Annotated in this window: 15 protein-coding genes and 1 pseudogene; 6 read left to right on the top strand and 10 right to left on the bottom strand. The window is 73.1% G+C overall.

Features of this window, described 5'->3' with window-relative positions:
• Window positions 1–124 precede the first annotated feature (124 nt).
• Window positions 125–1366, top strand: coding sequence for a mannosyltransferase family protein (locus M3677_RS08850; RefSeq protein ID WP_251160292.1), 1242 nt, complete (start codon window positions 125–127; stop codon window positions 1364–1366).
• Here the strand turns inward: M3677_RS08850 and M3677_RS08855 are convergent.
• Together M3677_RS08855 and pucL are read right to left on the bottom strand one after the other, a co-directional pair.
• Window positions 1274–2008 carry an NTP transferase domain-containing protein gene (locus M3677_RS08855; protein ID WP_251160293.1) on the bottom strand — a complete coding sequence of 245 codons (735 nt, stop codon included), beginning with the start codon at window positions 2006–2008 and terminating at the stop codon, window positions 1274–1276. The two genes, M3677_RS08850 and M3677_RS08855, sit on opposite strands and share 93 nt — an antisense overlap.
• 14 nt (window positions 2009–2022) lie before the next feature.
• Window positions 2023–2964, bottom strand: coding sequence for a factor-independent urate hydroxylase (pucL, locus tag M3677_RS08860; RefSeq protein WP_066655738.1), 942 nt, complete (start codon window positions 2962–2964; stop codon window positions 2023–2025).
• 283 nt (window positions 2965–3247) lie between these two features.
• Between pucL and M3677_RS08865 the strand changes: the two genes are divergently transcribed.
• The 4 genes from M3677_RS08865 (at window position 3248) to M3677_RS08880 (ending at window position 9638) form a co-directional block, all read left to right on the top strand.
• Entirely contained in the window at window positions 3248–4081 is an 834-nt protein-coding gene (locus M3677_RS08865) for a xanthine dehydrogenase family protein subunit M (RefSeq protein ID WP_251160294.1), read from the top strand.
• Complete coding sequence (locus tag M3677_RS08870; protein WP_251160295.1) at window positions 4078–6873, top strand: molybdopterin cofactor-binding domain-containing protein; 2796 nt, start codon at window positions 4078–4080, stop codon at window positions 6871–6873. Before M3677_RS08865 ends, M3677_RS08870 begins: the two co-directional genes overlap by 4 nt.
• Window positions 6873–7865, top strand: coding sequence for an XdhC family protein (locus tag M3677_RS08875; protein WP_251160296.1), 993 nt, complete (start codon window positions 6873–6875; stop codon window positions 7863–7865). Before M3677_RS08870 ends, M3677_RS08875 begins: the two co-directional genes overlap by 1 nt.
• Before the next feature lie 375 nt (window positions 7866–8240).
• A complete protein-coding gene (locus tag M3677_RS08880; RefSeq protein WP_251160297.1) occupies window positions 8241–9638 on the top strand; it encodes an amidohydrolase family protein in 1398 nt (465 codons plus the stop codon).
• 31 nt (window positions 9639–9669) lie between these two features.
• Here the strand turns inward: M3677_RS08880 and M3677_RS08885 are convergent, their stop codons facing one another.
• The 7 genes and pseudogenes from M3677_RS08885 to M3677_RS08915 all read right to left on the bottom strand — a co-directional run bounded on the left by M3677_RS08885 (window position 9670) and on the right by M3677_RS08915 (window position 18169).
• A complete protein-coding gene (locus tag M3677_RS08885) occupies window positions 9670–10050 on the bottom strand; it encodes a hypothetical protein (RefSeq protein ID WP_251160298.1) in 381 nt (126 codons plus the stop codon).
• A gap of 101 nt (window positions 10051–10151) precedes the next feature.
• A complete protein-coding gene (locus tag M3677_RS18400) occupies window positions 10152–11678 on the bottom strand; it encodes a helix-turn-helix domain-containing protein (RefSeq protein ID WP_251160299.1) in 1527 nt (508 codons plus the stop codon).
• The gene (locus M3677_RS08895; protein ID WP_251160300.1) at window positions 11675–12757 is read right to left on the bottom strand and encodes a DUF917 domain-containing protein; all 1083 of its coding nucleotides are present in this window, start codon (window positions 12755–12757) and stop codon (window positions 11675–11677) included. Before M3677_RS08895 ends, M3677_RS18400 begins: the two co-directional genes overlap by 4 nt.
• Window positions 12758–12785: 28 nt before the next feature.
• Window positions 12786–13901, bottom strand: a complete 1116-nt coding sequence (locus M3677_RS08900; protein WP_251160301.1) for a DUF917 domain-containing protein — start codon at window positions 13899–13901, stop codon at window positions 12786–12788.
• Window positions 13898–15052 carry a DUF917 domain-containing protein gene (locus tag M3677_RS08905; RefSeq protein ID WP_251160302.1) on the bottom strand — a complete coding sequence of 385 codons (1155 nt, stop codon included), beginning with the start codon at window positions 15050–15052 and terminating at the stop codon, window positions 13898–13900. Before M3677_RS08905 ends, M3677_RS08900 begins: the two co-directional genes overlap by 4 nt.
• Window positions 15049–16605 (bottom strand): hydantoinase/oxoprolinase family protein, encoded by a 1557-nt coding sequence (locus M3677_RS08910; protein WP_251160303.1) that lies wholly within the window; start codon window positions 16603–16605, stop codon window positions 15049–15051. Before M3677_RS08910 ends, M3677_RS08905 begins: the two co-directional genes overlap by 4 nt.
• 172 nt (window positions 16606–16777) lie before the next feature.
• A pseudogene (locus M3677_RS08915) lies at window positions 16778–18169 on the bottom strand (cytosine permease).
• Window positions 18170–18804: 635 nt separating this feature from the next.
• Here M3677_RS08915 and M3677_RS08920 point away from each other — a divergent pair.
• The gene (locus M3677_RS08920) at window positions 18805–20181 is read left to right on the top strand and encodes a site-specific integrase (RefSeq protein WP_251160304.1); all 1377 of its coding nucleotides are present in this window, start codon (window positions 18805–18807) and stop codon (window positions 20179–20181) included.
• Here the strand turns inward: M3677_RS08920 and M3677_RS18545 are convergent.
• Window positions 20077–20463, bottom strand: coding sequence for an ImmA/IrrE family metallo-endopeptidase (locus tag M3677_RS18545; RefSeq protein WP_368859906.1), 387 nt, complete (start codon window positions 20461–20463; stop codon window positions 20077–20079). The two genes, M3677_RS08920 and M3677_RS18545, sit on opposite strands and share 105 nt — an antisense overlap.
• Window positions 20464–20471 lie beyond the last annotated feature (8 nt).

The following is a 20471-nucleotide window of genomic DNA, read 5'->3' on the forward strand; positions in this document are numbered from 1 at the left end:
GCCCCCGGGGCGGGCGGGGGGGGGGGGGGCGGGGGGCCCCCGCGCCTCCCGTCCGTCCGTCCGTCCGTCATCCGTGTCGCACCGGTGCCGGGTCGGAGGCTCCCGGCCCACCTAGGATCTTCCGGTGAGCACCGCGACCGCGCCGCCGACGCCCCTCGACCGCCCCGACCACCTCGTCGGCGAGTCGACGCACGACCCCTCCGGAGCGCTGCACGACCGCGGTCGACGGGCGCTTCGCGGGACGCTCGCGGCGCTGGCGATCTGGGCGGTGGCCCGGGTGCTGCTCGAGGGAGCCGCCCTCGTCGCCTGGCTCGTCGAGCGACCGGGACAGCTCGGCCTGCGGACGCTGCCGACCGTCCTGAACCACTGGGACGCGGAGAACTACCTGCACGTCGCCCTGGCCGGCTACCCGACCTTCGGCGTCGTGCCGTTCGACGAGGCGTTCCTGCCCGGGTACCCCTTCCTCTCCCGCTTCGTCGCCGAGGGTGTGTTCTTCACCGTCACCCCGAACCCGACCCAGGTCGCCGCGGCCATGTGGCTCGTGACCGGCCTCTCCGCCGCCGTCGCCGCGGTGCTGCTGTGGAAGGTCGTCCGCGACCGCTTCGACGCGCGCGTCGCGGCCGGCGCCGTCGCGCTCCTGGTCGCGGGGCCCTACGCCCACTTCATGGTCGCGCCGTACGCCGGGTCGCCCTACCTGGCCTTCGCGATCGCCGCCTGGCTGCTCGTCCAGCGCGGCCGCTGGCTCACCGGGGCGCTGCTCTGCATCCCGGCGGGACTGATCCGTGTGGAGACGGTCTACCTCGTGGCGGCCCTGGTCGTCGCGCAGCTGCTCGGCCCGCGGATCCGGCCGTTCTGGTCGCGCCTGTGGCGAGCCGCCGCCTTCGGTGCGGTGGGGTCGCTCGGCCTGGGCTACTACCTCGCCTGGCTCTGGCACCAGACCGGAAACCCGACGCACTGGTTCCTCGTCCAGAAGCTCGGGTGGCACCGCGAGACGCAGTGGCCGTGGGAGACGTTCCGCACGACGCTCCGGATCGCGACCGGGACGACCGGGTCGGGGCAGTTCCAGGAGTGGTCGGACATCGTGATGGTCGCGGTCTACCTGGTCGCGGTCGGCTTCCTCATCGCGAAGCGGTGGTGGCCCGAGCTGGTGTACACGGGCCTCATGGTGGTGTCCATGGGGACGAGCTACGCGTGGACCTCGATGGCCCGCGAGAGCTCGGTGCAGTTCCCGCTCATGGTGCTCGTGGCCTCCACGCTGGCCGGCCGTCGTCGCTCACGGTGGGTCTTCTGGGTGGTGCTCGGCATCGGGATCGTGGACGCGACCTACCAGTCGTACCGGTTCGCACTCGGCGACTGGGGCGACTGAGCCGTCAGCGGCCTGCTCGACGGGCGGTCCGGGCGTCGGGCGGTCCCGGTCCTCGCCGTTCCACAGGTCCGCGCAGTCGACCGCGGAGGCCCCCGCCCGCCGGAGCCAGGCACCGGCGACCCGGTCCCCCGGGTCGGCCGTGACCGCCGCGACGAGCGCCCCGCGGTGCGCCGGACCGACCAGCACCGGGTGACCCGGTCGGCCGTCGAACGCGGCACGCCGCAGGACGTCCGCACCCGCAGACGCCCCGATGACGCGGCGCACGACCGTCGGTGGCATCGTCGGCAGGTCGACGAGCGCGACGCACGCGACGACCCCGTCGTCGAGCACCCGCAGCCCCGCCGCGAGCGACGCACCGGGTCCCTCGGCCCAGTGCTCGGCGACCACCGTGCGGACGGACGGCAGGTCCGGCACGAGCACTCGGGCGTCCCCGGCCGCGGCGCCGAGGACCACGACCACCGAGGCGCAGCCGCCGTCGAGCAGTGCCCGGCTCACGGACCCGAGCCACGGCGTCCCGTCCGTCGTCCGCACCAGCGCCTTCGGCATGCCCATGCGCGTCCCGGCACCGGCGGCGAGCAGGACCCCGGTCACCGGCAGCGGGACGTGCGGGGCGACCGGCAGCGGGTCGTCCGGTCGCGGCACGCGCGGGCCGCCGCTCAGACGAACGCCGGGACGGACGTCCAGGCTGCCGGGGCGTCCTCGACCCCGTCACGCACGACCGTGCCCGAGATGAGTCCGTAGGGACGGTCGGCGGCGAAGAACACCTCGCCCGGGTTCTCGAGCCCGAACGGGGACAGGTCGACCAGGAAGTGGTGCTTGTTCGGCATCGAGAAGCGCACTTCGGCGATCTCGGGGAACGACTCGATCGCCGCGCGCCCCATCGCGAACAGGGTCTGCTGCAGGGCGAGCGAGTGCAGGTCCGCGAAGGTCGCGAGCATCCGGTCGAGCACGCCGGTCCACACCCCGTCGTAGTCGATGCCGTCGGCGACCGCCTCGGGTGTGTAGCGCCACCGCGCGGTGACCGACGTCGCGAGGATCCGGTCGTCGGTCTCGGCGAGCGTCGTGTACGCGTCACGCGGGAAGCCGTGGAACTCGCTGCCCGTCGACTTCAGGACCGTCAGGTCGGTCACGCCGGCGAGCACGTGGACGTCGTCGCCGTCGACCTGCACCACGGCGGTGCGGGTGCCGCGGCCGGACCGGACGAACGCGTGGTCGTGCGCCCGACCGTCGACCGCGATCCGCTCCCAGGCGTGCTGCTCGGCGGACAGCGTCGACCCGTCGTACCAGTCGAACGCCGTCGCGAAGTGCCGGCCGAGGCGGAGGAGGAACTCCTCCGGGGCGCCCACACCGTGCTCCTTCGCGAACGCGTAGACGGTGTTCTTCTGCGTGTCCGTCGCGACGACCTTCGCGTTGTCGCCCTCGGTGTAGGACTCGGCGAGCGCCGCACCGCGCAGCTGGGTCGTGACCGTCAGGTCCTCGATCTCGTGGCGGTCGGTGTCGCGGGTGACCCGGACGAGGCGGACCTCGGCCTTGCCGTACTGGTTCGCACCGAGGCGGACGGACGTGCTGACGGGGGCTGCGGTGGCGGTGGTGTCCATGCGGCGACGATGACAGCCGCGTGTTTCGGTGGTGCGTCGATCAGGTCACGAGCTCCGTCCGCCGAGCCGGCCCGGTCGTGACGCGGCCGTCGTTCCCCCGTAACGGTGCCGAAACACCCGTTCCCTAGCGTTGCCGCCACGAACCGATCCGACCGAGGAGGCACCGTGGCGCGCAGCACCGCACCCCGAGCGTCCTCGGCGTGGAACCGCGGGATGATCGCGCACGGCCGACGACCGGGCGACACCGTCGTCACCCGTCCCGCCACCCCGATCGGACCCCTGCATGGACCTCGTCACCGTCCGCACCCTGCGGACACCGTCGCACCGCGACGACCTCGCGCTCGCACCCGGTGAGCAGCCGCTCGCCGGCGGCACCTGGCTGTACTCCGAGGAGCAACCGGGAACCACCGGCCTCGTCGACCTGACCGGCCTGGGCTGGCCGGACGCCGAGCACACGCCGGAGGGCCTGCGGCTCGGTGCGACGTGCACCATCGCGGCGCTGCTGCGGCTCGACCCCGAGCCGGGGTGGCGTGCGTGGCCCCTCGTCGAGCGGTGCGCGAACGCCCTGCTCGCGTCGTTCAAGGTGTGGAACGCGGCGACGGTCGGCGGGAACGTGGCGACCGCGCTGCCCGCGGGAGCGATCACGGCGTTGCTGGTGACCCTGGACGCGACGGCGGTCGTCTGGACGCCGGACGGCGGGGATCGCCGCCTGCCCGTCGCCGCCCTCGTCACCGGGGTCCGCGCCACGGCACTGGCGCCCGGCGAGGTCGTCCGCGCGTTCGACGTGCCGGAGTCGGCGCTCAGGAGCACCACCGGGTACCGCCGTGTGTCGCTCAGCCCCCACGGTCGGACCGGCGCGCTCGTGACCGCGCGCTGGGACGCCGACGGCTTCGTCCTCGTCGTCACCGGCGGGACCCCGCGACCGGTCGTGCTGCGGTGGGACGCGGTGCCCACGGCTGCCGAGGTCGACACGGTGCTCGCCGCCCACGACGACTGGTACGACGACCCGCACGGCTCCCCCGACTGGCGTCGGGCGGTGTCCCGCCGCTTCGCCGCCGAACTCGCCGCCGAGGCCGGCGGCTCGGGTCTCGCTGCTGCGGAGGGGGTCGCCCGATGAGGTTCGAGGTCGACGGGACGACCGTGGACGCCGCCCCGCAGCCGGGCCAGGTCCTGCGCACCCTGCTCCGCGAGCACGGTGTCACCAGCGTCAAGAAGGGCTGTGACGCCGGCGACTGCGGTGCCTGCTCGGTCCTGCTCGACGGGGTGCCCGTGCACTCCTGCATCACACCGGCGCACCGGCTCGAGGGTCGCGTGGTGACGACGGCCGCGGGCCTCGGCACGCCGGAGCAGCCCCACCCCGTGCAGCGGGCGTACGCCGAGGCCCCCGGGTTCCAGTGCGGGTTCTGCACCGCCGGGTACGTCGTCACCGCGTCCGCCCTCGACGACGACCAGCTCGCCGACCGACACCGGGCGCTCAAGGGCAACCTCTGCCGGTGCACGGGGTACCGCGCGATCGAGGACGCCCTCGACGGCGTGCGCAACACGGCGTGCCCGGGTGCCGGGGCCGCCGTCGGCACGTCCGTCGCGGCCCCGGCGGCGATGCGGATCGTGACCGGGGGCGAGGAGTACACGCTCGACGTCCGCCCGACCGAGGCGCTCCTGCACGTGGCGGTCCTCGGCAGCCCCCACCCGCACGCCCGCGTCGTGTCGATCGACGCGAGCGCGGCCGAGGTCCTGCCCGGTGTGCACCTCGTGCTCACCCACCACGACGACCCCGGCGTGCTCTTCTCGACCGGGCGGCACGACTCGCGGCTCGACGACCCCGACGACACCCGCGTGTTCGACCGGGTGCTGCGGTTCCGAGGGCAGCGCGTGGCGGCCGTCGTCGCCGACAGCGTCCGGATCGCGGAGCAGGCGTGCGCCGTGCTGCGGGTCGAGTACGAGCTGCTGCCGAGCGTGCACGACGTCGACGCCGCGCGCGGCCCGCGCGCTCCCCTGCTGCACGGCGACAAGACGACCGCCGAGCACCGCATCGCCGAGCCCGGCCGCAACGTGGTCGCGGCCCTGCACGGCGAGACCGGCGACGTCGAGGCCGCGCTGGCGTCCGCCGTCGCGTCGGTCGACGGCACCTGGACCACCGGTCGTGTCTCCCACGCGGCGCTCGAGACGCACGCGACCCGCGGTTCGCTGGACCGGGACGGGAGGCTCGTGCTGCGGACCGCCACGCAGGTCCCGTTCCTGGTCCGCGACGAGATCGCGCACGTCTTCGGCCTCGACCCGTCGCGTGTGCGGGTGGTCGCCAAGCGCGTCGGCGGTGGGTTCGGCGGGAAGCAGGAGATGCTCACCGAGGACCTCGTCACCCTCGCCGTGCTGCGCACGGGTCGGAGCGTGCAGTACGAGTTCAGCCGCCGGGACGAGTTCACGATCGCGCCCACGCGGCACCCGATGCGGGTGCGTGTCCGGCTCGGTGCGGACGCGTCCGGCCGCCTGACCGCGATGCACGTCGACCAGGTGATGGACACGGGCGCCTACGGGAACCACGGCGTCGGCGTCATGTTCCACTCGGTCAGCGAGTCGGTCGCCGTCTACCGCTGCCCGGCGAAGCGGGTCGACGCCGAGTCCGTCTACACGAACAACCTGCCGTCGGGGGCGTTCCGCGGGTACGGCCTGGGCCAGGTGGTGTTCGCGATCGAGTCGGCGATGGACGAGCTCGCGCGTCGGCTCGACCTCGACCCGTTCGAGCTCCGGCGGCGCAACGTCGTCGTGCCGGGCGACCCCCTCGTCGTGACCGATCCCGACGAGGAGGACGACCTGCGCTGGGAGGGCAGCTACGGCCTCGACCAGTGCCTCGACCTGGTGGAGGACGCGCTGCGCGCGCCGCTGCCCGAGGTCCCGGCGATGGACGGTCCACCGCTCGACCCGCCCACGGCGGACGGCTCCGGGGACTGGGCGTACGGCACCGGCATCGCGCTGGCCGCCATCGCGACGATGCCGCCCCGTGGGCACCACGCGCACGCGACCGTCGAGGCCGCCACGGACGGCCGCTACCGGATCGGGGTCGGCACGGCGGAGTTCGGCAACGGCACGACGACCGTGCACACCCAGCTCGTCGCGACCGCCCTCGGCTCCACGCCGGACCGGGTCGACGTGCACCAGTCCGACACCGACGCCGCGCAGTACGACACCGGTGCGTTCGGCTCCGCCGGGGTGGTCGTGGCGGGCAAGGCGCTGTTCGCGGCGGCCGAGGACCTCCGCGAGCAGCTGACCGCCCGCGCGCTCCGGATCGTCGCCGCGCGCACACCCCGTGCCGCCTCCGGGCCGCTCGGCCCCGCCGTCGAGGTCCTGCCCGGCGGCGTCCGCGTCGGTGACGAGGTCCTCGGACACGCCGAGCTCCTCGCCGAGGGACCGCTGGTCGCGCACGGCAGCCACGACGGCACCCCGCGGTCGCTCGCGTTCACGGTGCACGGTGCCCGTGTCGCGGTGCACCGACCGACCGGCGAGGTCCGGGTGCTCCACAGCGTGCAGGCCGTCGACGCCGGCACCGTCCTGAACCCCGAGCAGCTGCGCGGACAGGTCGAGGGCGGCGCAGCACAGGCGATGGGATCGACCCTGTACGAGGAGGTCGTGCTCGACGACACCGGTCGCGTGACCACCGACGCCTTCCGGTCGTACCGGGTGCCGAAGATCTCCGACGTGCCCCGCACCGAGGTCCGCTTCGCCGACACGCACGACCCGCTCGGACCGCTCGGGGCGAAGTCGATGAGCGAGGCCCCGTACAACCCCGTCGCCCCGGCGGTGGCGAACGCCGTCCGCGACGCGATCGGCGTGCGTCCGTACCGCCTCCCGATGACGCGCGACCGTGTCTGGGCGCTGCTGCAGGGCGACGCGACCGACGCCGGAGGTGCGTGATGTTCGAACTGGCACCGCGCCTCCTGGCCGTCCTCGACACGGGTGCACCGGTCGTCGTCGCGACGGCGGTCTCGATGACCGGCAGCGCGCCGAGCGGCGTCGGGACCTCGATGGCGGTGCTGCCGGGCGGACAGGTCGTCGGCACCATCTCCGGAGGCTGCGTCGAGGGCTCGCTGTTCCTCACCGCCGAGCAGGTGCTCGACACCGGCGAGGCGGTGTTCGAGCGGTTCGGCTTCGACGACGCCCCCGACGACCCCGATGCTGTGTGGGCCCCCGCGCTCCGGTGCGGTGGTCGCGTGGAGGTGCTCGTCCACCGGGTCACGTCCGACGACGCCCTGCTCGTGAGCGCGCTCCGTGACGCCGCGGCCGGTCTGCCGACCTCGCTCGCCGTCTCGCTGGAGCCGGGGACGCTCGGGGTGGTCGTCACCGCTCCGGACGGGTGCCGCGACCGGGTCTTCGTCGAGCGCAGTGACCACCGCCCCCGCTGCGTCGTCGTCGGCGCCGTCGAGACCGCCGTCGCCGTGACGAACGCCGCCGCGGTGCTCGGCTACGCCGTGATCGTGGTCGACCCGCGGCCGGTGTTCCTGACGGACGAGCGCTTCCCGGCCGCGGACGAGCGGATCGTGGGCTGGCCGACGCGCGTGCTCGAGGGGTTGCCCGTGGACCGGACGACCGCCGTCGTGGTGCTCTCGCACGACGACCGGTTCGACGCCGAGGTGATCGACCAGGCGCTCCGCCGCGGAGCCGGGTACGTCGGCGCGATGGGCTCCCGATCGACCCACGAGCGGCGGCTCGCGGAACTGCACGCGCTCGGCACGCCGGACCTCGATCGGCTCCGCTCCCCGATCGGTCTCGACATCGGCGCGCGGACCTCGGCCGAGACGGCCGTCGCGATCATGGCCGAGGTCGTCGCCGTGCGGACGGGCTCCTCGGGAGGGGCGCTGACCGGCGGGTCCGGCCCGATCCACCGCGTCCCCGCGCGGGTCCCCTGACGCGCGCGCGTCGTGCCCGTCGAACGACGCTCCCGGGACGGCACCAGGGGCGGCGCCTGGTTCGACCTCGCATCCGTGGTTCGACGTCGCATCCGTGGTTCGACGTCGCATCCGTGGTTCGACACGGCCGTCCCGCTCGGCGCCGCGAGCGTCCGGGCGAGAGGAGCCCGAAGGGCACGGGCTCCCACGCGCCTTGAACGGTATGACGATTCGAGCGCACACAGAGCGGTCCAGTGCACGAGGACCGACCGGCACCGACCGCTCGTCACCGCCGCGACCGGGCGACGACGACTCCGGGTTCCGACTGCGCCTCCGGGCGCCGAGGGGAAACTCCGCGGTGACACCGGCGAAACACGGGCACCCTAGGTTCGCCCCATGACGCAGACCCTGATCCGCGCCGGCTGGGTGCTCACCGCCGCACCGGACGGCTCCTCCACACCCGCAGCGATCCGCGACGGCGCCGTCCTGCTCGACGGGGACCGCATCGCCGCCGTCGGCACCTTCGCCGAGCTGTCCGCTGCGCATCCCGACGCACCCGTCCGCGGCGGCGCGTACGACATCGTGACCCCGGGCTTCGTGAACACACACGGCCACTTCAGCGAGGGGCTCATCACGGGCATCGGCTCGCAGTACACGCTGTGGGAGTGGCTCACCGCACTGATCGGCCGCGTCAATCGGGTGATGACCCGCGAGAAGGCGTACGCCGGCACGGTGCTCCAGGGCATCCAGCTCCTCCGGAGCGGTGTGACGACCGCGAACGACATGTTCTGCGCCGACCCGGTGCCCGACGAGCCGGCGACCCCGGGTGTCGTGCAGGCACTCGAGGACCTCGGGCTCCGCGGTGTCGTGTCGTTCGGCTCCGGCGACGTCGACCGCGACTTCGGCGCGACCCCGATCCTCGACGAGTTCGAGGCCCTGCGCGAGGCCGCCGACGCCAGCCGCTACAGCACCTTCCGCGTGGGCGTCTCGTCGATCGGCCGGTACACCGACGACACCTGGCAGGAGCACGTCGACTACGCGGTCGCGGGCGGCCACGGGGTGCACGTGCACTTCCACGAGGTGCGCGAGGAGGTCACCGCCGCCCGGCAGCGCACCGGTCGGACGGCGATCGGCCACGCCGAGGCGACGGGCATGTTCCAGGTCCCGGTGATCGCCGCGCACAGCGTCTGGGTCGACCGCGAGGACCGCGAGCGCTACGCCACGCACGGCGTCGGGGTCGCGCACAACCCCGTCGCGAACGGCATCCTGGCGAGCGGCATCGCGCCGGTCGCCGAACTGCGAGCGCTCGGCGTCCCGGTCGGGATCGGGGTCGACGGTCCGGCGTCGAACGACTCGCAGGACTTCCTGCAGGCGATGAAGACCGCGGCCCTGCTCGCCCGCGTCCGCGACCTGCAGGCAACCGCGATGAGTGCACGCGAAGCCCTCGAGATGGGCACGATCGGCGGCGCCCGGGCCCTGCGGATGGAGCAGGAGATCGGGTCGCTCGAGCCCGGCAAGCGCGCTGACCTGGTGGTGTTCGACGGCGACTCCCCCACGCTGGCGAACGTGCACGACCCCTACCAGGCGGTCGTCTTCGTCGCGGGCAGCCGTGAAGTCCGCGACGTCTGGGTCGACGGCGAGCTGAGCCTCGCCGACGGCGACGTCACGAAGGTCGACGTGCGCGAGGCGGTGGACCGCGCCCGCCCCCTCGCCCGCCAGCTCGTCGCCGAGGCAGGGCTGGAGCGCCTGTCGGCGCTCACCGGTGGCGCGCTCGACGACACCGAGCGTCCGTAGCGGCGCACGTGCGACCGATCGGCTGTGGGGCTCAGCCAAGCGTGATCTCCCGGATCGTCGCCGACACCGTCGACGGATCGTCGGCCGTGGTCTGCGCGGAGCACGACCACTCGACCGGTTCCGTCGCCGTTCCGTGCTCCTCGCGCCGCACGGACGACTCCCCGGTGACGGCGGCCACCGTCACCCCGCTCGGACCGGACGATCGCTGCTCGACGCCCGTCGACCGGGTGTCGACGACCTTCCACGGGGTCGTCCCGTACTGGTCACGCCACCAGGCGACGATCGCCGGCCCGACCCTCGTCTCGCACGCCGCGCGCGCAACCCCGTCGAAGGAGGTCTGCTGCTGCGTGCAGCCGGTGAGCGCGACGAGCACGACCACGACGGCCGTGGCCGCGACGGTGCGGGTCCTCATGCACCCATCGTGCCGAACGCCGTGCGGCGCGTACAGCCCGGGGACGCCGGAGCGCGCGACGCGGCGACCGATCCGCTGCACGACGCACGGTCGCCCCCGCGCTACGCCCCGCCGAGCGCCCGCGTCGCCAGGTGCAGCGCGAGCCGGGTCTCCGGGTCGCCGAGGTCCACGCCGAGCAGCCGCTGCACCCGGTCGATGCGATCGGCCACGGTGTTGCGGTGCACCCCGAGCACCGCGGCCGTCTCCGCCACCGAGGACTCCGCGTCGAGGTACGCCGCCAGGGTCGAGCGGAGCGCCCCGCCCCCGCGCTCCAGGGGCGCGAGGAGCTGCTCCGCCGCCGGCAGGAACGTGTCGGTCTGCGTCCACGCGAGCAGCAGCTGCGCGAGGCCGAGCCGGTCGACGTGCACGAAGAAGCCCGACTCCGGTCGCGCGGCGGCGAGGCGGACGGCGTCACCCGCTTCGCCGAGCGTCCGCACGAGCCCCGCCGGACCGGCGTGCACGCTGCCCACGCCGGCGTTCGTGTCGACCGCGGAGCGCAGGGCGTTCTGGGCGGCGCGCACCGAGGCGGCGAGCGCGGCGACCGCGGCACGGTCGGGTTCGTCGGACGACGAGCACCAGAGTGCCCACCCGTCGGTCTGCTCGACCACCACCACGTCGAGCCCGTGCGCGTCGAACGCCGTCTCGACCTCGCGTCGCAGGGCCACCGCGTCGACCGGCTCCCGCGCGACGAGCCGGACGCCGACGTGCCAGGCGTCGAGCTCCCAGCCGGCGGCGATGGTCCGCTGCACCAGGGGCGGCGCCGGTGCCCCGTCGGCGCTTCGGAGGTCGTCGAGCATCGCCATCCGGTACCGGGCGTCGCGCTCGTCGTCGAGCCGGGTGAGCACGAGCCGGTGTCCGGCCGCGACCGCCGCGACCCGCAGTGCGGTCGCGAGCACGACCCGCTCGGCACGCACGGGCGTGGTGGTGCCGACCGCGAGCCAGGCCCGCGGTCCGATGCCGGTCGGGACGGGCACGGCCACGACCGTCTCCCGGTCGTCGGTCGCCCAGACCGGCTCGCTCGTCCCGACCGTGCGCGCGAGCAGTGCCGCGGTCGCCGGCGCGACCCCCGCACCACGCAGGGGACGTCCCGACGCGTCGAGGAACCGGATCGCGTGTCCGAGCTCGTGCTCGAGCCGGGTGAACAGCTCGTCCAGGGCGGGTCCGGCGTCGAGTCCGACGCGCGCCGCGACGACGGCGGCACGGGCAGCGGGAGCGTCCCCGGACCCGATGAGCTCGTGCACCCGCACGGAGGCGGCCCACGGGTCCGGGGTCACGACCACCGCGACGCCGAGTCGATCGGCGAGCGCGGCGGTCCCGGCGCCGGGCAGCGGTGTCCCGTCGGCGAGCCCGACGACGAGCACCGCGACGCCGGCGGTCGCCGCCCGGCGGAGCAGCACGTCGAACCGGGCGTCGAAGCGCTCGACCGGGGTGAGCAGGACGACCGCGGAGTCGTCCGTCCCGAGCTGCCGACCGACGTGCTCGGGCGGGCCGACGAGTCCGCGCACGGTGGTGACCGTGCCCGTCGCCGGTCCGACGAGCAACGTCGTGCCCTCGGGCAGCAGGGGCAGGAAGTCCGAGACGGGGATCACGCTGCGGCCTCCGGCACGGCGTCGGCGTCGATCCCGAACGCGCGGGGCGCCACGCGTGCCGTGCGCTCCGGCGACGCCCACCACCACGGCGCACCGGGCAGCACGAGCACCGCGAGCTCGTCCCCGACCCGGGCTCGCTCGGTGCTGACGGGCCGCAGGGACCTGGCGTCGACGACGACGATGCAGCTCGGCGTGCTCGCGACCGGTTCACCGTCCACCAGGCAGTGCACCCACTCGCTGCCCGCCTCGACCCGGACGACGGCGCCGGTGGCCGCGTCGCGGATCGCCATCGACCCGTGCACGAACGCGACCGCGTCGCCGCCGCGCTGCACGTCGAGCACGCGGCCGCGGGCGACGGCACGAGCGCCGTCGAGCCCGACCACGAGGTCCTCGACGCCGGCCGCGGCCGCAGCGACGCGTCCGGTGCGCAGTGCCCGGTCGACACTGCCCGTGATGCAGCGTCCGGCGAGCACCTCGGCGTCGACGGGGCCGACCGCGAACGCCGCCCACCCGCCGCTGTGCGAGACCGCCTCGCGCCAGACCGTCTCGAGGTCCCGCGGGTCCGGCGCGTCGACCACGATCCGCAGGCCGCTGGACGTCACCGCAGCGGCGGTGACCGAGGGCGACGACCCGACGAACAGGGAGAGCTGGTCGATGCGCGGTGTCGCCCGACCGACCAGGTCGGCGTCGACGAGCGGCAGGCCGACCGCGTGCGCCGTGAGCGCCGCGGCCGGTCCGGTGACGCCACCGATCTGCGCTGCGACGACGGCGTCCGCCCGACGGCCGGTCCAGCGTTCCACCGCGGCGAGCGCGTCGGGCAGCTCCCGCCCGCTCGGCGTCTTCTCCTCGAGCACGGTGGTCGAGCCGACGAGCCCCACCGCCATCACCGCGCGGACACCGCCGCCGACCGGCACGACCGGCACCCGGGCGTCGCCGAGCGCCCGCCGCAGGGCGTGGGCCATGTGGTCCACCTGGCCGCCACCGCCGCACCCGAGGAGCGCGGTGCCGCGTGCGAAGTCGTCGACGTCGTCGGCCCGGAGGCCCGTCACGACCCCGTCATGCTGCTCGCCCTGGTGCACACCTGCGATCCTCGCGCATCGGCGCCGCTCAGCGCGCCCCCACCGGCGCGCGATCGTGCAGCTGCTCGACCGGGACGAAGTCGTCGTCCAGGCCGAAGCACGACGGCCCGAACACCGCGAGGGCCTCCGGTGTGCGCATGAGGTCGGGCGTCGACACCCCGATCACCCGGACGCGCTGGCCGTAGCGCAGGCGCTCCGTGGTGATCGGTTCCGCCGTCTCGGCGTCGAGCACGCAGATCAGGTCCGGCACCACCGCGACGAGGCGGCCGTCCCGTCGGGCGACGAGGTTCTCGTTCTGGAAGGCGATCTCGAGCTCCGACCCGTCGGCGCCCTGGACGACGGCCCGGCCCTTCGCGAACCCGTCGACCGTCCGGCGCTCGACGTCGACGACCTTGCCGTCGAACAGCTCGCGCAGGTGCGTGTAGATCGTCTGCCCGAACGCCTCGGCGAGCCCCTCGACGGGGTCGCGGTGCTCTTCGCGTGCCCGTCGGATCGCCCGACCGACCGCCAGCGCGAGCGAGAGTGTCCGCGGGACGGCGGTCTCCCGGACCTGGCGGCCGCTCATCGCGTACTCGGCGATGTACGCCACCCCGCCGAGGCGGATCGTGACGCCGCGGGCGAGCCACTCCATCTGCCGGTTGTCGTGCCCGGTGTCGATGACGACGCCGTGGCCGTTCTCGTCGCTGATCGCCAGCGGGGACCCGGGCACCCCGTACACCGAGAAGGTCTCCATCTGCAGCTCCGGGAACGCGCGCCCCATGCCGTCCGCGTCGACGACGGGCAGGCCGCCGGTCGCGCCGACGAGCAGCGGGATCATCGAGTTGATGCCGCCGCACTCGATCGGCATCGTGGCGGTGGCGGTCCGGCCGAGGTGCGCCTCGAGTCGGCGGAGGGCACCGAGCGGCTCCGGGCCGGCGGGCAGCCGCTCGAGCACCACGGTCGGGGCGCCCATCTGCGCGGTGGGGATGACGAGGGCGTCGTCCGGCACCTCGGACGGGTCGAGGACCGTCACCGGTCCGTGCTCCTCGATCGCCGCCTTGACGAGCAGCATGCCGATGAGCGGGTCGCCCCCGCCCCCGGTGCCGAGCAGTGCGGCGCCGCGCGCGAGGTCGGGCAGGTCGTCGACGTCGATGGTCCAGCTCATGCGTGTTCTCCCTCGCTGACGGTGCCGTCGTGGCGGACCGCCGGGGTGTCGTAGCCGAAGTACCGGGGTCCGGCGAGCGCGAGGCCCTCCGGGGTGTGCCAGCGCGGATCGGCCGGTGCGGTGACGATCCGGACGCGAGCGCCGAAGCGCAGCCCCTCGGTGGTGATCGGTTCACCGGTCTCGGCGTCCAGGGTGACGATCAGGTCGGGGGTGGTGGTGCGGACCGACCCGGCCACCTCGACCAGCAGGTGCTCGTTCTGGAACCGGAGCACGGCCTCCAGGCCGGTGTCACTGCCGGAGCCGGCGATGCGGGCGGTCCCGCGGGCGAAGCCGGTGACGGTCTTCCGCTCCACGTCGGCGACCTTGCCCTCGAACACGACGGTCCCACCGAGCACCGCGGTGACGGCGTCCACGGGGTCCTCGTTCGCGGTACGGGCGGCGACGAGTGCCTCGCCGATCGCGACGCTGAGCGAGAGGCTGCCGCGGACGTACGACTGCTTGAGCTCGGCGCCGGACATCGCGTACTGCGCGGTGATCGCGGAGCACCCCATCTCGACCGTCGCGGTGCGGGCGAGCCGTTCCGCCCAGCGGTTGTCGACGGTGTCGAAGACGGCGGTGTTGCCCTTCTCGTCGGCGAGTGCCATCGGCGTGGCGCTGATCCCCGACAGGGTCGGCAGGACCATCTGCACCTCGGGGAAGGCGCGGCCCATGCCGTCGCCGTCGACGAGCGGCAGGCCGAGCTCGGCCGCGGCGACGATCGGGCTGGTCGAGTTGACGCCGCCGACCTCGATGCACGCGACGTGCGTCGGGGTGACGCCGAGGTGGGTGGCCAGGCTGCGGATCGCCTCGGCGAACTGCGCGCCGGACGGCAGCTTCTCGACCATGACGGTCGGTGCGCCGATCATCGCGACGTTGAGCACGACGGCGTCGTCGGGCAGGTCCTCGACCTGCACGACCGGCACGGGGCCGTGCTCGCGGACCGCGGCCTCGGCCAGCAGTCGGCCGATGTAGGGGTCGCCACCTCCGCCGGTACCGAGGACGGCGGCGCCGCGGGCGAGCGCGGAGCAGTCCTCGCCGATCTCGGTGAGGGGACGGACGGTGGTCGCCGACGGACGCGTGTCCGCGCCGGGTACCGTCGCCGTCGTCGTCATCGGACCAGCGCCCCGAGTGCGAGGTCGCCGACCGCCTTGGCGCGGATGCGCGTGGCGTTGCCGGGCAGGTACGGGATCGGGACCTCGTCGAAGTCGACGATCGCGACACTGGACGGATCGGCTCCGGCGGCGACGGCGCGGTCGACGGCCTCCTGGCGGGCCTCGTCGACCACGGCGGAACGCCTGCCCTCGCTGATCGCGTAGACCTTGTCGACCTCGCCGGACACCTGCGCGATGGCGGCGCCGATCGCGTTGGCGACCGAGTGGTGCTCCGGCCGGTGCACCGTGCCGAGCCCGGGCAGGGTGTCGGGCAGCAGGACGGACCCGCCACCGACGGCGACCACGGGCAGCGGGTCCGACGAGGTGCGCATGCGCTCCACGACGTCGGCGACGCGCTCGGCGATCACCGCGAGGGCCCGTTCGGCGACCTCGGCCGGCACCCCGGCGACACGGGAGACGTCCCCGATGGCGCCACGGCCACCGCGGACGGCCACATCGGTCGCGGTGAGGGTGTCGCCGCCGAAGACCAGGCTCTCCTGGGTGAGCCGGTAGCCGACCGAGTCCGGGCCGACCAGGGCGCCGTCCTCGCGGATGCGGGAGCCGCCCCCGATGCCGATCGACAGCACGTCGGGCATCCGGAAGTTCGTGCGGATGCCCGCGACCGCGACCTCACCGGTGGCCTCGCGCGGGAAGCCACCGGTCAGCACGCCGACGTCGCTCGTGGTGCCGCCGACGTCGACGACCGCGCAGGTGTCGAAGCCGGAGAGCACCGCGGCGCCGCGCATCGAGTTCGTCGGGCCCGAGGCGAACGTCGCGACCGGGTAGCGCCGGGCGTACTCGACGTCCATGAGCGTGCCGTCGTTCTGGCTGAGGAACAGGGGCGCGTCGATCCCGCTGCCGGCGACGGAGCCGGACAGACCGTCGACGATGCGGTCGGCGAGCTCGCGGAGCGCCGCGTTGATGATGGTGGCGTTCTCGCGCTCGAGCAGCCCGATGCGTCCGATCTCGCTCGACAGCGAGAGCGCGACGTCCGGTCCGAGCTCGGCGGCCATGATCGCCTGCGCCCGCTGCTCGAACTCGTCGTTGATCGGGGAGAACACCGACGAGATCGCGATCGAGCGGATCCCGGCGGCACCGATGGCCTCGGCGTGCCGCTTCAGCTCGTCCGGGTCCAGCTCGGAGATGACCCGGCCGTCGAACTCGTGGCCGCCGTGCGCCAGGAACGCCCGTCCCTGCACGGCGCCCACCAGGTGCTCGGGCCAGTCGGTGAAGGGCGGCAGGGACGCGGTCGCCGGCAGGCCGAGACGGACGGCCGCGGTCGGGGCGAGCCCCCGGGCCTCGACGAGCGCGTTGATGAAGTGCGTCGTACCGATCATCACGCCGTCGATGTCCGCCGAGGTGAAGTCGCGCTGCTCGCGCAGGCCGGCCAGGGCGGCGACGATACCGGACGTGACGTCCTGGGTCGTCGACCGCTTCACGGCCGCGGCGACCGTGCTGCCGTCCATCAGGACGGCGTCCGTGTTCGTGCCGCCGACGTCGATGCCGATGCGCATGGGGTTCCCTTCGGGGTGGTGCTGTCGTGGTGCTGACGGAGTGCCGGTGGTGGTGCTGTCGTGGTGCCGGTGGTGGTGCTGACGGAGTGTCGGGCCGGGCCGGGCGTGGGCCACGGCACGGCCGGCGACGAGGTGGCGGTCGGCAGGGGGGGGGGGGGGCCGACCGCCGGCTTCAGGGCGCCGGTGCCGGCGCGGGTGCCGCCGTCGCGGCGTCGCTCGTCGTGCCGTCGCCGACCGCTGCCGGCGCGTCCTCGGTGCGGCTCACGCCGACCCCGCGGACCCATCCGGCCTTGCCGGCGATCACGTAGAGCACGAAGGCGATGACGACGGAGTTGATCGACGGGATGCCGATCGCGACGAAGTAGCCGACCAGTGCCGCGACCGCCCAGATGACGAGTGTCGCGGGGACCCACGTCGGGCTCGTAGCCGGCAGGCCCTCGCTCTCGCTGAGTTCACGGCGTCAGCGCTGCACGACGAAGTACTCGGCGATCATGATCCCCGCGATCGGCGGGAACACGACACCGAGCACGATGAGGAAGGGGGTGAAGGCGTCGAGGAACCCGACGGCGGCCAGCACCGACCCGACGATGCCGAGCACGAGGGTGACGACGCCACGGTTCACCTTCCTGCCGAACACCACGTCGATGAAGTTCGTGACGCCGAGGCTCGAGCTGTAGATGTTCCAGTCGTTGATCTTGAACGTGCCGAGCAGGATCACGAGGATGCCGACCCAGCCGACGCTCGACGTGATGACGCGGGTGATGTCGGACGACCCGACGGCGTGGGCGAGCAGGACGCCCGCGAGCCCGATGACGTACTCCCCCAGCGTGACGCCGAGCGCGGTCTGCTTGACGACGTCGCCGACCGAGCGGTTGAAGCGCGTCATGTCCGGCGTGATGACCGCGCCGACGATGAAGCCCCCGGCGACGAGGGTCGTGCCCGCGACGAAGCTCAGCTCCGGGCCGGCCGGGGCCTTCGCGGCGAGCTCGGCGATCGAGTGCTGGCTCAGCTCGACGACGACCGCCCAGCCCACCAGGATCAGGAACAGCGGCACCGTGATGTTGGCGAGCCACTGCATGGAGTGGAAGCCGCGGAGCACGATCGCGGTGACGAGCAGGCCGAACACGAGCGACCACGCCCACGCCGGCAGGACCGGCAGGATCGCGACGAGCCCGGCGGCGGAGACGCCGGACTGGATGCCGAACCACCCGATCAGGCTCAGGCCGATCGCCAGGCCCACCAGTGCGGAGCCGGCCTTGCCGAACCCGGTCCACCGCGCGATCACGGAGGTGTTGAGGCCCTCGCGCATGCCGATGATGCCGACGAAGACCGACACGATCTCCAGGATCACGGCACCGAGGGTGATCGCCCAGAACGCCTCCCAGAAGCCCATGCCGAAGCCGAGCGTGGCACCGAGCAGGAACTGGGACAGGGCGGAGATCTGCCCGAACCGCTGCACCGCGACCTGGAACCAGCCGTAGCGGGCGGAGGCGGGGACGCGGGACAGGGAGTGGTCGTCGACGACGACGGACGGGGCTGGTGGTGCTGACGCTGCACTGGCCATCGGGTGCTCCTGGGGGAAGGGGAGCCGGTCGGGGCGACCGGGTTGCGGCAACCGTAGTGACGTGACGGAAGCGGGTACACGTGCACGATGTCGTTACCGACAGGTGAACCGGTGCACTCTGCACAGCGTCGTCCCTGGGAGCGTCGGGTGGCGCTGTCCGGCGCCGAACCCCGAACACGACGGAGGCCCGGGAACGACATGGGCCCGGGAACGACGAAGGCCCCGTCGCAGTGCGACGGGGCCTTCTCAGATGTGCGCTCGAAGGGACTCGAACCCCCAACCTTCTGATCCGTAGTCAGAAGTTTTCCGCGTTTCTGTTTTGCAACTCGTCAGATTTGCGGTGTAGAGTCTCAAACATGCGAGCACACCTGAGGACAGGTGAGCAGCTATGGATACACCGATTGGATGCACGGATGCACCGCAGAAGGAGGCAGGGCTAAGCCCGCCACGGAACCAGCAACAAGGAGGGCCGGCCCGCAGCAACGGACCAGCCCTCACACCCCACCCGTAAGTCAGTACAGGAGGAACAGTCGTGGACGCTACACGCAACCACCGACGTAGGAGGCCCGCAGCCTTCACCCACATCGGAGTGCTCGGCGGTCAATGGACCGCGCACGACAGGAGAAGGAGGCGTGATGGCACGCATCACCCGAGGTAAGGGCGAGGGAGCTCTGTTCCGCGTCCCGGCCGACACCAGCAAGCCGCTGAAGTTCTGGCAGGCCGTAGTAGAGCTCCCTCCCCGCAACGGGGAACGACGACGCAAGTTCGTTCGCTCGAAGGATAAGCGCGTCGCGCTCACGAAGCTGCGAGTCCTGCAGAAGGATCTCGCGAAGGTCGGAGACCTTCCCACCGCGTCGCAGACACTCGAGTCGTGGCTGCGGCACTGGTTCGACAACGTGCACGTGAAGCGCATTGCACCGAAGACCGCGCCAACGCAGCGTGGCCTGATCGAGAACCACATCATCCCGTCGATCGGGAACGTCCGACTCGACAAGCTCGAGCCGTCGCACGTGCAACGGCTACACAACGACATCCTCAGCAAGCGGGCACTGAAGGGCAAGACCGCCGGCCAGTTCTACTCGTCGACCACCGCCCTCCAAGCGCACCGCGTGCTCGGTACGGCGATGCGTGACGCCGAACGCGAAGGACGAGTCACCCGCAACGTCACCCAGCTTGTCGATGCTCCACGTCGTGCGAAGACCAACCTTGCCGTCCTCGATCTCGACGCCGGCATCCGCATCCTGCAGGAGTCAGCACGACCAGGCGACCGCATGGGATCGCGCTGGGCCACCGCGCTTCTCACCGGAGCGCGGCAAGGGGAGGTCATTGGTCTTGAGGTCGACCGTGTTGGAGAGCACCTCGACCTGTCCTGGCAGCTGCAGCGCCTCACCTGGTCGCACGGCTGTAACCCAACCGAGCCACGCAAGCCGAAGTGCTCATGGAAGCGCGGCACCGACTGCCCGCAGCGGCAACTCAACGCGCCACCGGACTGGGAGCACCGACACCTGACCGGCGGGCTCTGGCTGTCCCGCCCCAAGTCGGCCGCCGGCTGGCGGGTGATCCCACTCGTCGACCCACTACGGGAGATCATTGAACGGCGCGTGCACATTGCGTCGACCGAGCCGAACCCGCACGGCCTGGTCTGGACCGCAGACCGCAAGCGCACCCCTCAGGGAGTGCTGCTCGAACTCGACGGCTCCCCCATCGACCCGGGCTACGACAACCGCGCATGGCACCAGCTCCTCGAGCGAGCCGGCGTCATCGATGCCCGACTGCACGACGCGCGGCACACCACTGTGGACCTGCTCTACGAAGCCGAAGTGCCCGAACCGGTCATCACGGAGATCGTTGGACACTCCACGATCGGGATGTCGCGGCGTTACCGGTCCCGCGGCAACCAGCGTGCGCTACGCGACGCCCTGACCAAGATGTCCGCCCTGCTGACGCCAGGAGTTGCACCAGACCCGCCAGATTCGCCCGGTGACTCCGAGCTCGGCAGCGATCCGAGCTGAGTCGTCACTCCACCGCATCAACGCAACCGCCTCATCCTCGCTGATGAGGCGGTTTGCTGCGTACCGGTCGGCCTGCACCTCGTGCTTCGGACGGTCGTCCGGGTGACCGAGCGCCGCGTGGGCAATCCCGTGAGCGAGAGCCGTTCGGTCGTGCACACGCCGCAGCCGGTCGCGGATCACGATGATGTTGTGCTCCGGCAGCCACATCTCGTGAGTCGTCCGGAGCGGACGGTGCAGGACAGTAATCCCAAGCTCCGCTGCGTGTTGGTACGGGTCGTACATGCTCCCCC

The sequence above is a fragment of the Curtobacterium sp. P97 genome (assembly GCF_023712445.1).
Taxonomy (GTDB): domain Bacteria; phylum Actinomycetota; class Actinomycetes; order Actinomycetales; family Microbacteriaceae; genus Curtobacterium.

Bases quoted from the DNA above. Each gene is read 5' to 3' on its own strand.
- pucL (WP_066655738.1), bottom strand. From the start codon at position 2,964: ATGGACACCACCGCCACCGCAGCCCCCGTCAGCACGTCCGTCCGCCTC.
- M3677_RS18545 (WP_368859906.1), bottom strand. From the start codon at position 20,463: ATGTACGACCCGTACCAACACGCAGCGGAGCTTGGGATTACTGTCCTG.
- M3677_RS08870 (WP_251160295.1), top strand. From the start codon at position 4,078: ATGAGGTTCGAGGTCGACGGGACGACCGTGGACGCCGCCCCGCAGCCG.
- M3677_RS08910 (WP_251160303.1), bottom strand. From the start codon at position 16,605: ATGCGCATCGGCATCGACGTCGGCGGCACGAACACGGACGCCGTCCTG.
- M3677_RS08875 (WP_251160296.1), top strand. From the start codon at position 6,873: ATGTTCGAACTGGCACCGCGCCTCCTGGCCGTCCTCGACACGGGTGCA.
- M3677_RS08905 (WP_251160302.1), bottom strand. From the start codon at position 15,052: ATGACGACGACGGCGACGGTACCCGGCGCGGACACGCGTCCGTCGGCG.
- M3677_RS08885 (WP_251160298.1), bottom strand. From the start codon at position 10,050: ATGAGGACCCGCACCGTCGCGGCCACGGCCGTCGTGGTCGTGCTCGTC.
- M3677_RS08880 (WP_251160297.1), top strand. From the start codon at position 8,241: ATGACGCAGACCCTGATCCGCGCCGGCTGGGTGCTCACCGCCGCACCG.
- M3677_RS08920 (WP_251160304.1), top strand. From the start codon at position 18,805: ATGGCACGCATCACCCGAGGTAAGGGCGAGGGAGCTCTGTTCCGCGTC.
- M3677_RS08900 (WP_251160301.1), bottom strand. From the start codon at position 13,901: ATGAGCTGGACCATCGACGTCGACGACCTGCCCGACCTCGCGCGCGGC.
- M3677_RS08865 (WP_251160294.1), top strand. From the start codon at position 3,248: ATGGACCTCGTCACCGTCCGCACCCTGCGGACACCGTCGCACCGCGAC.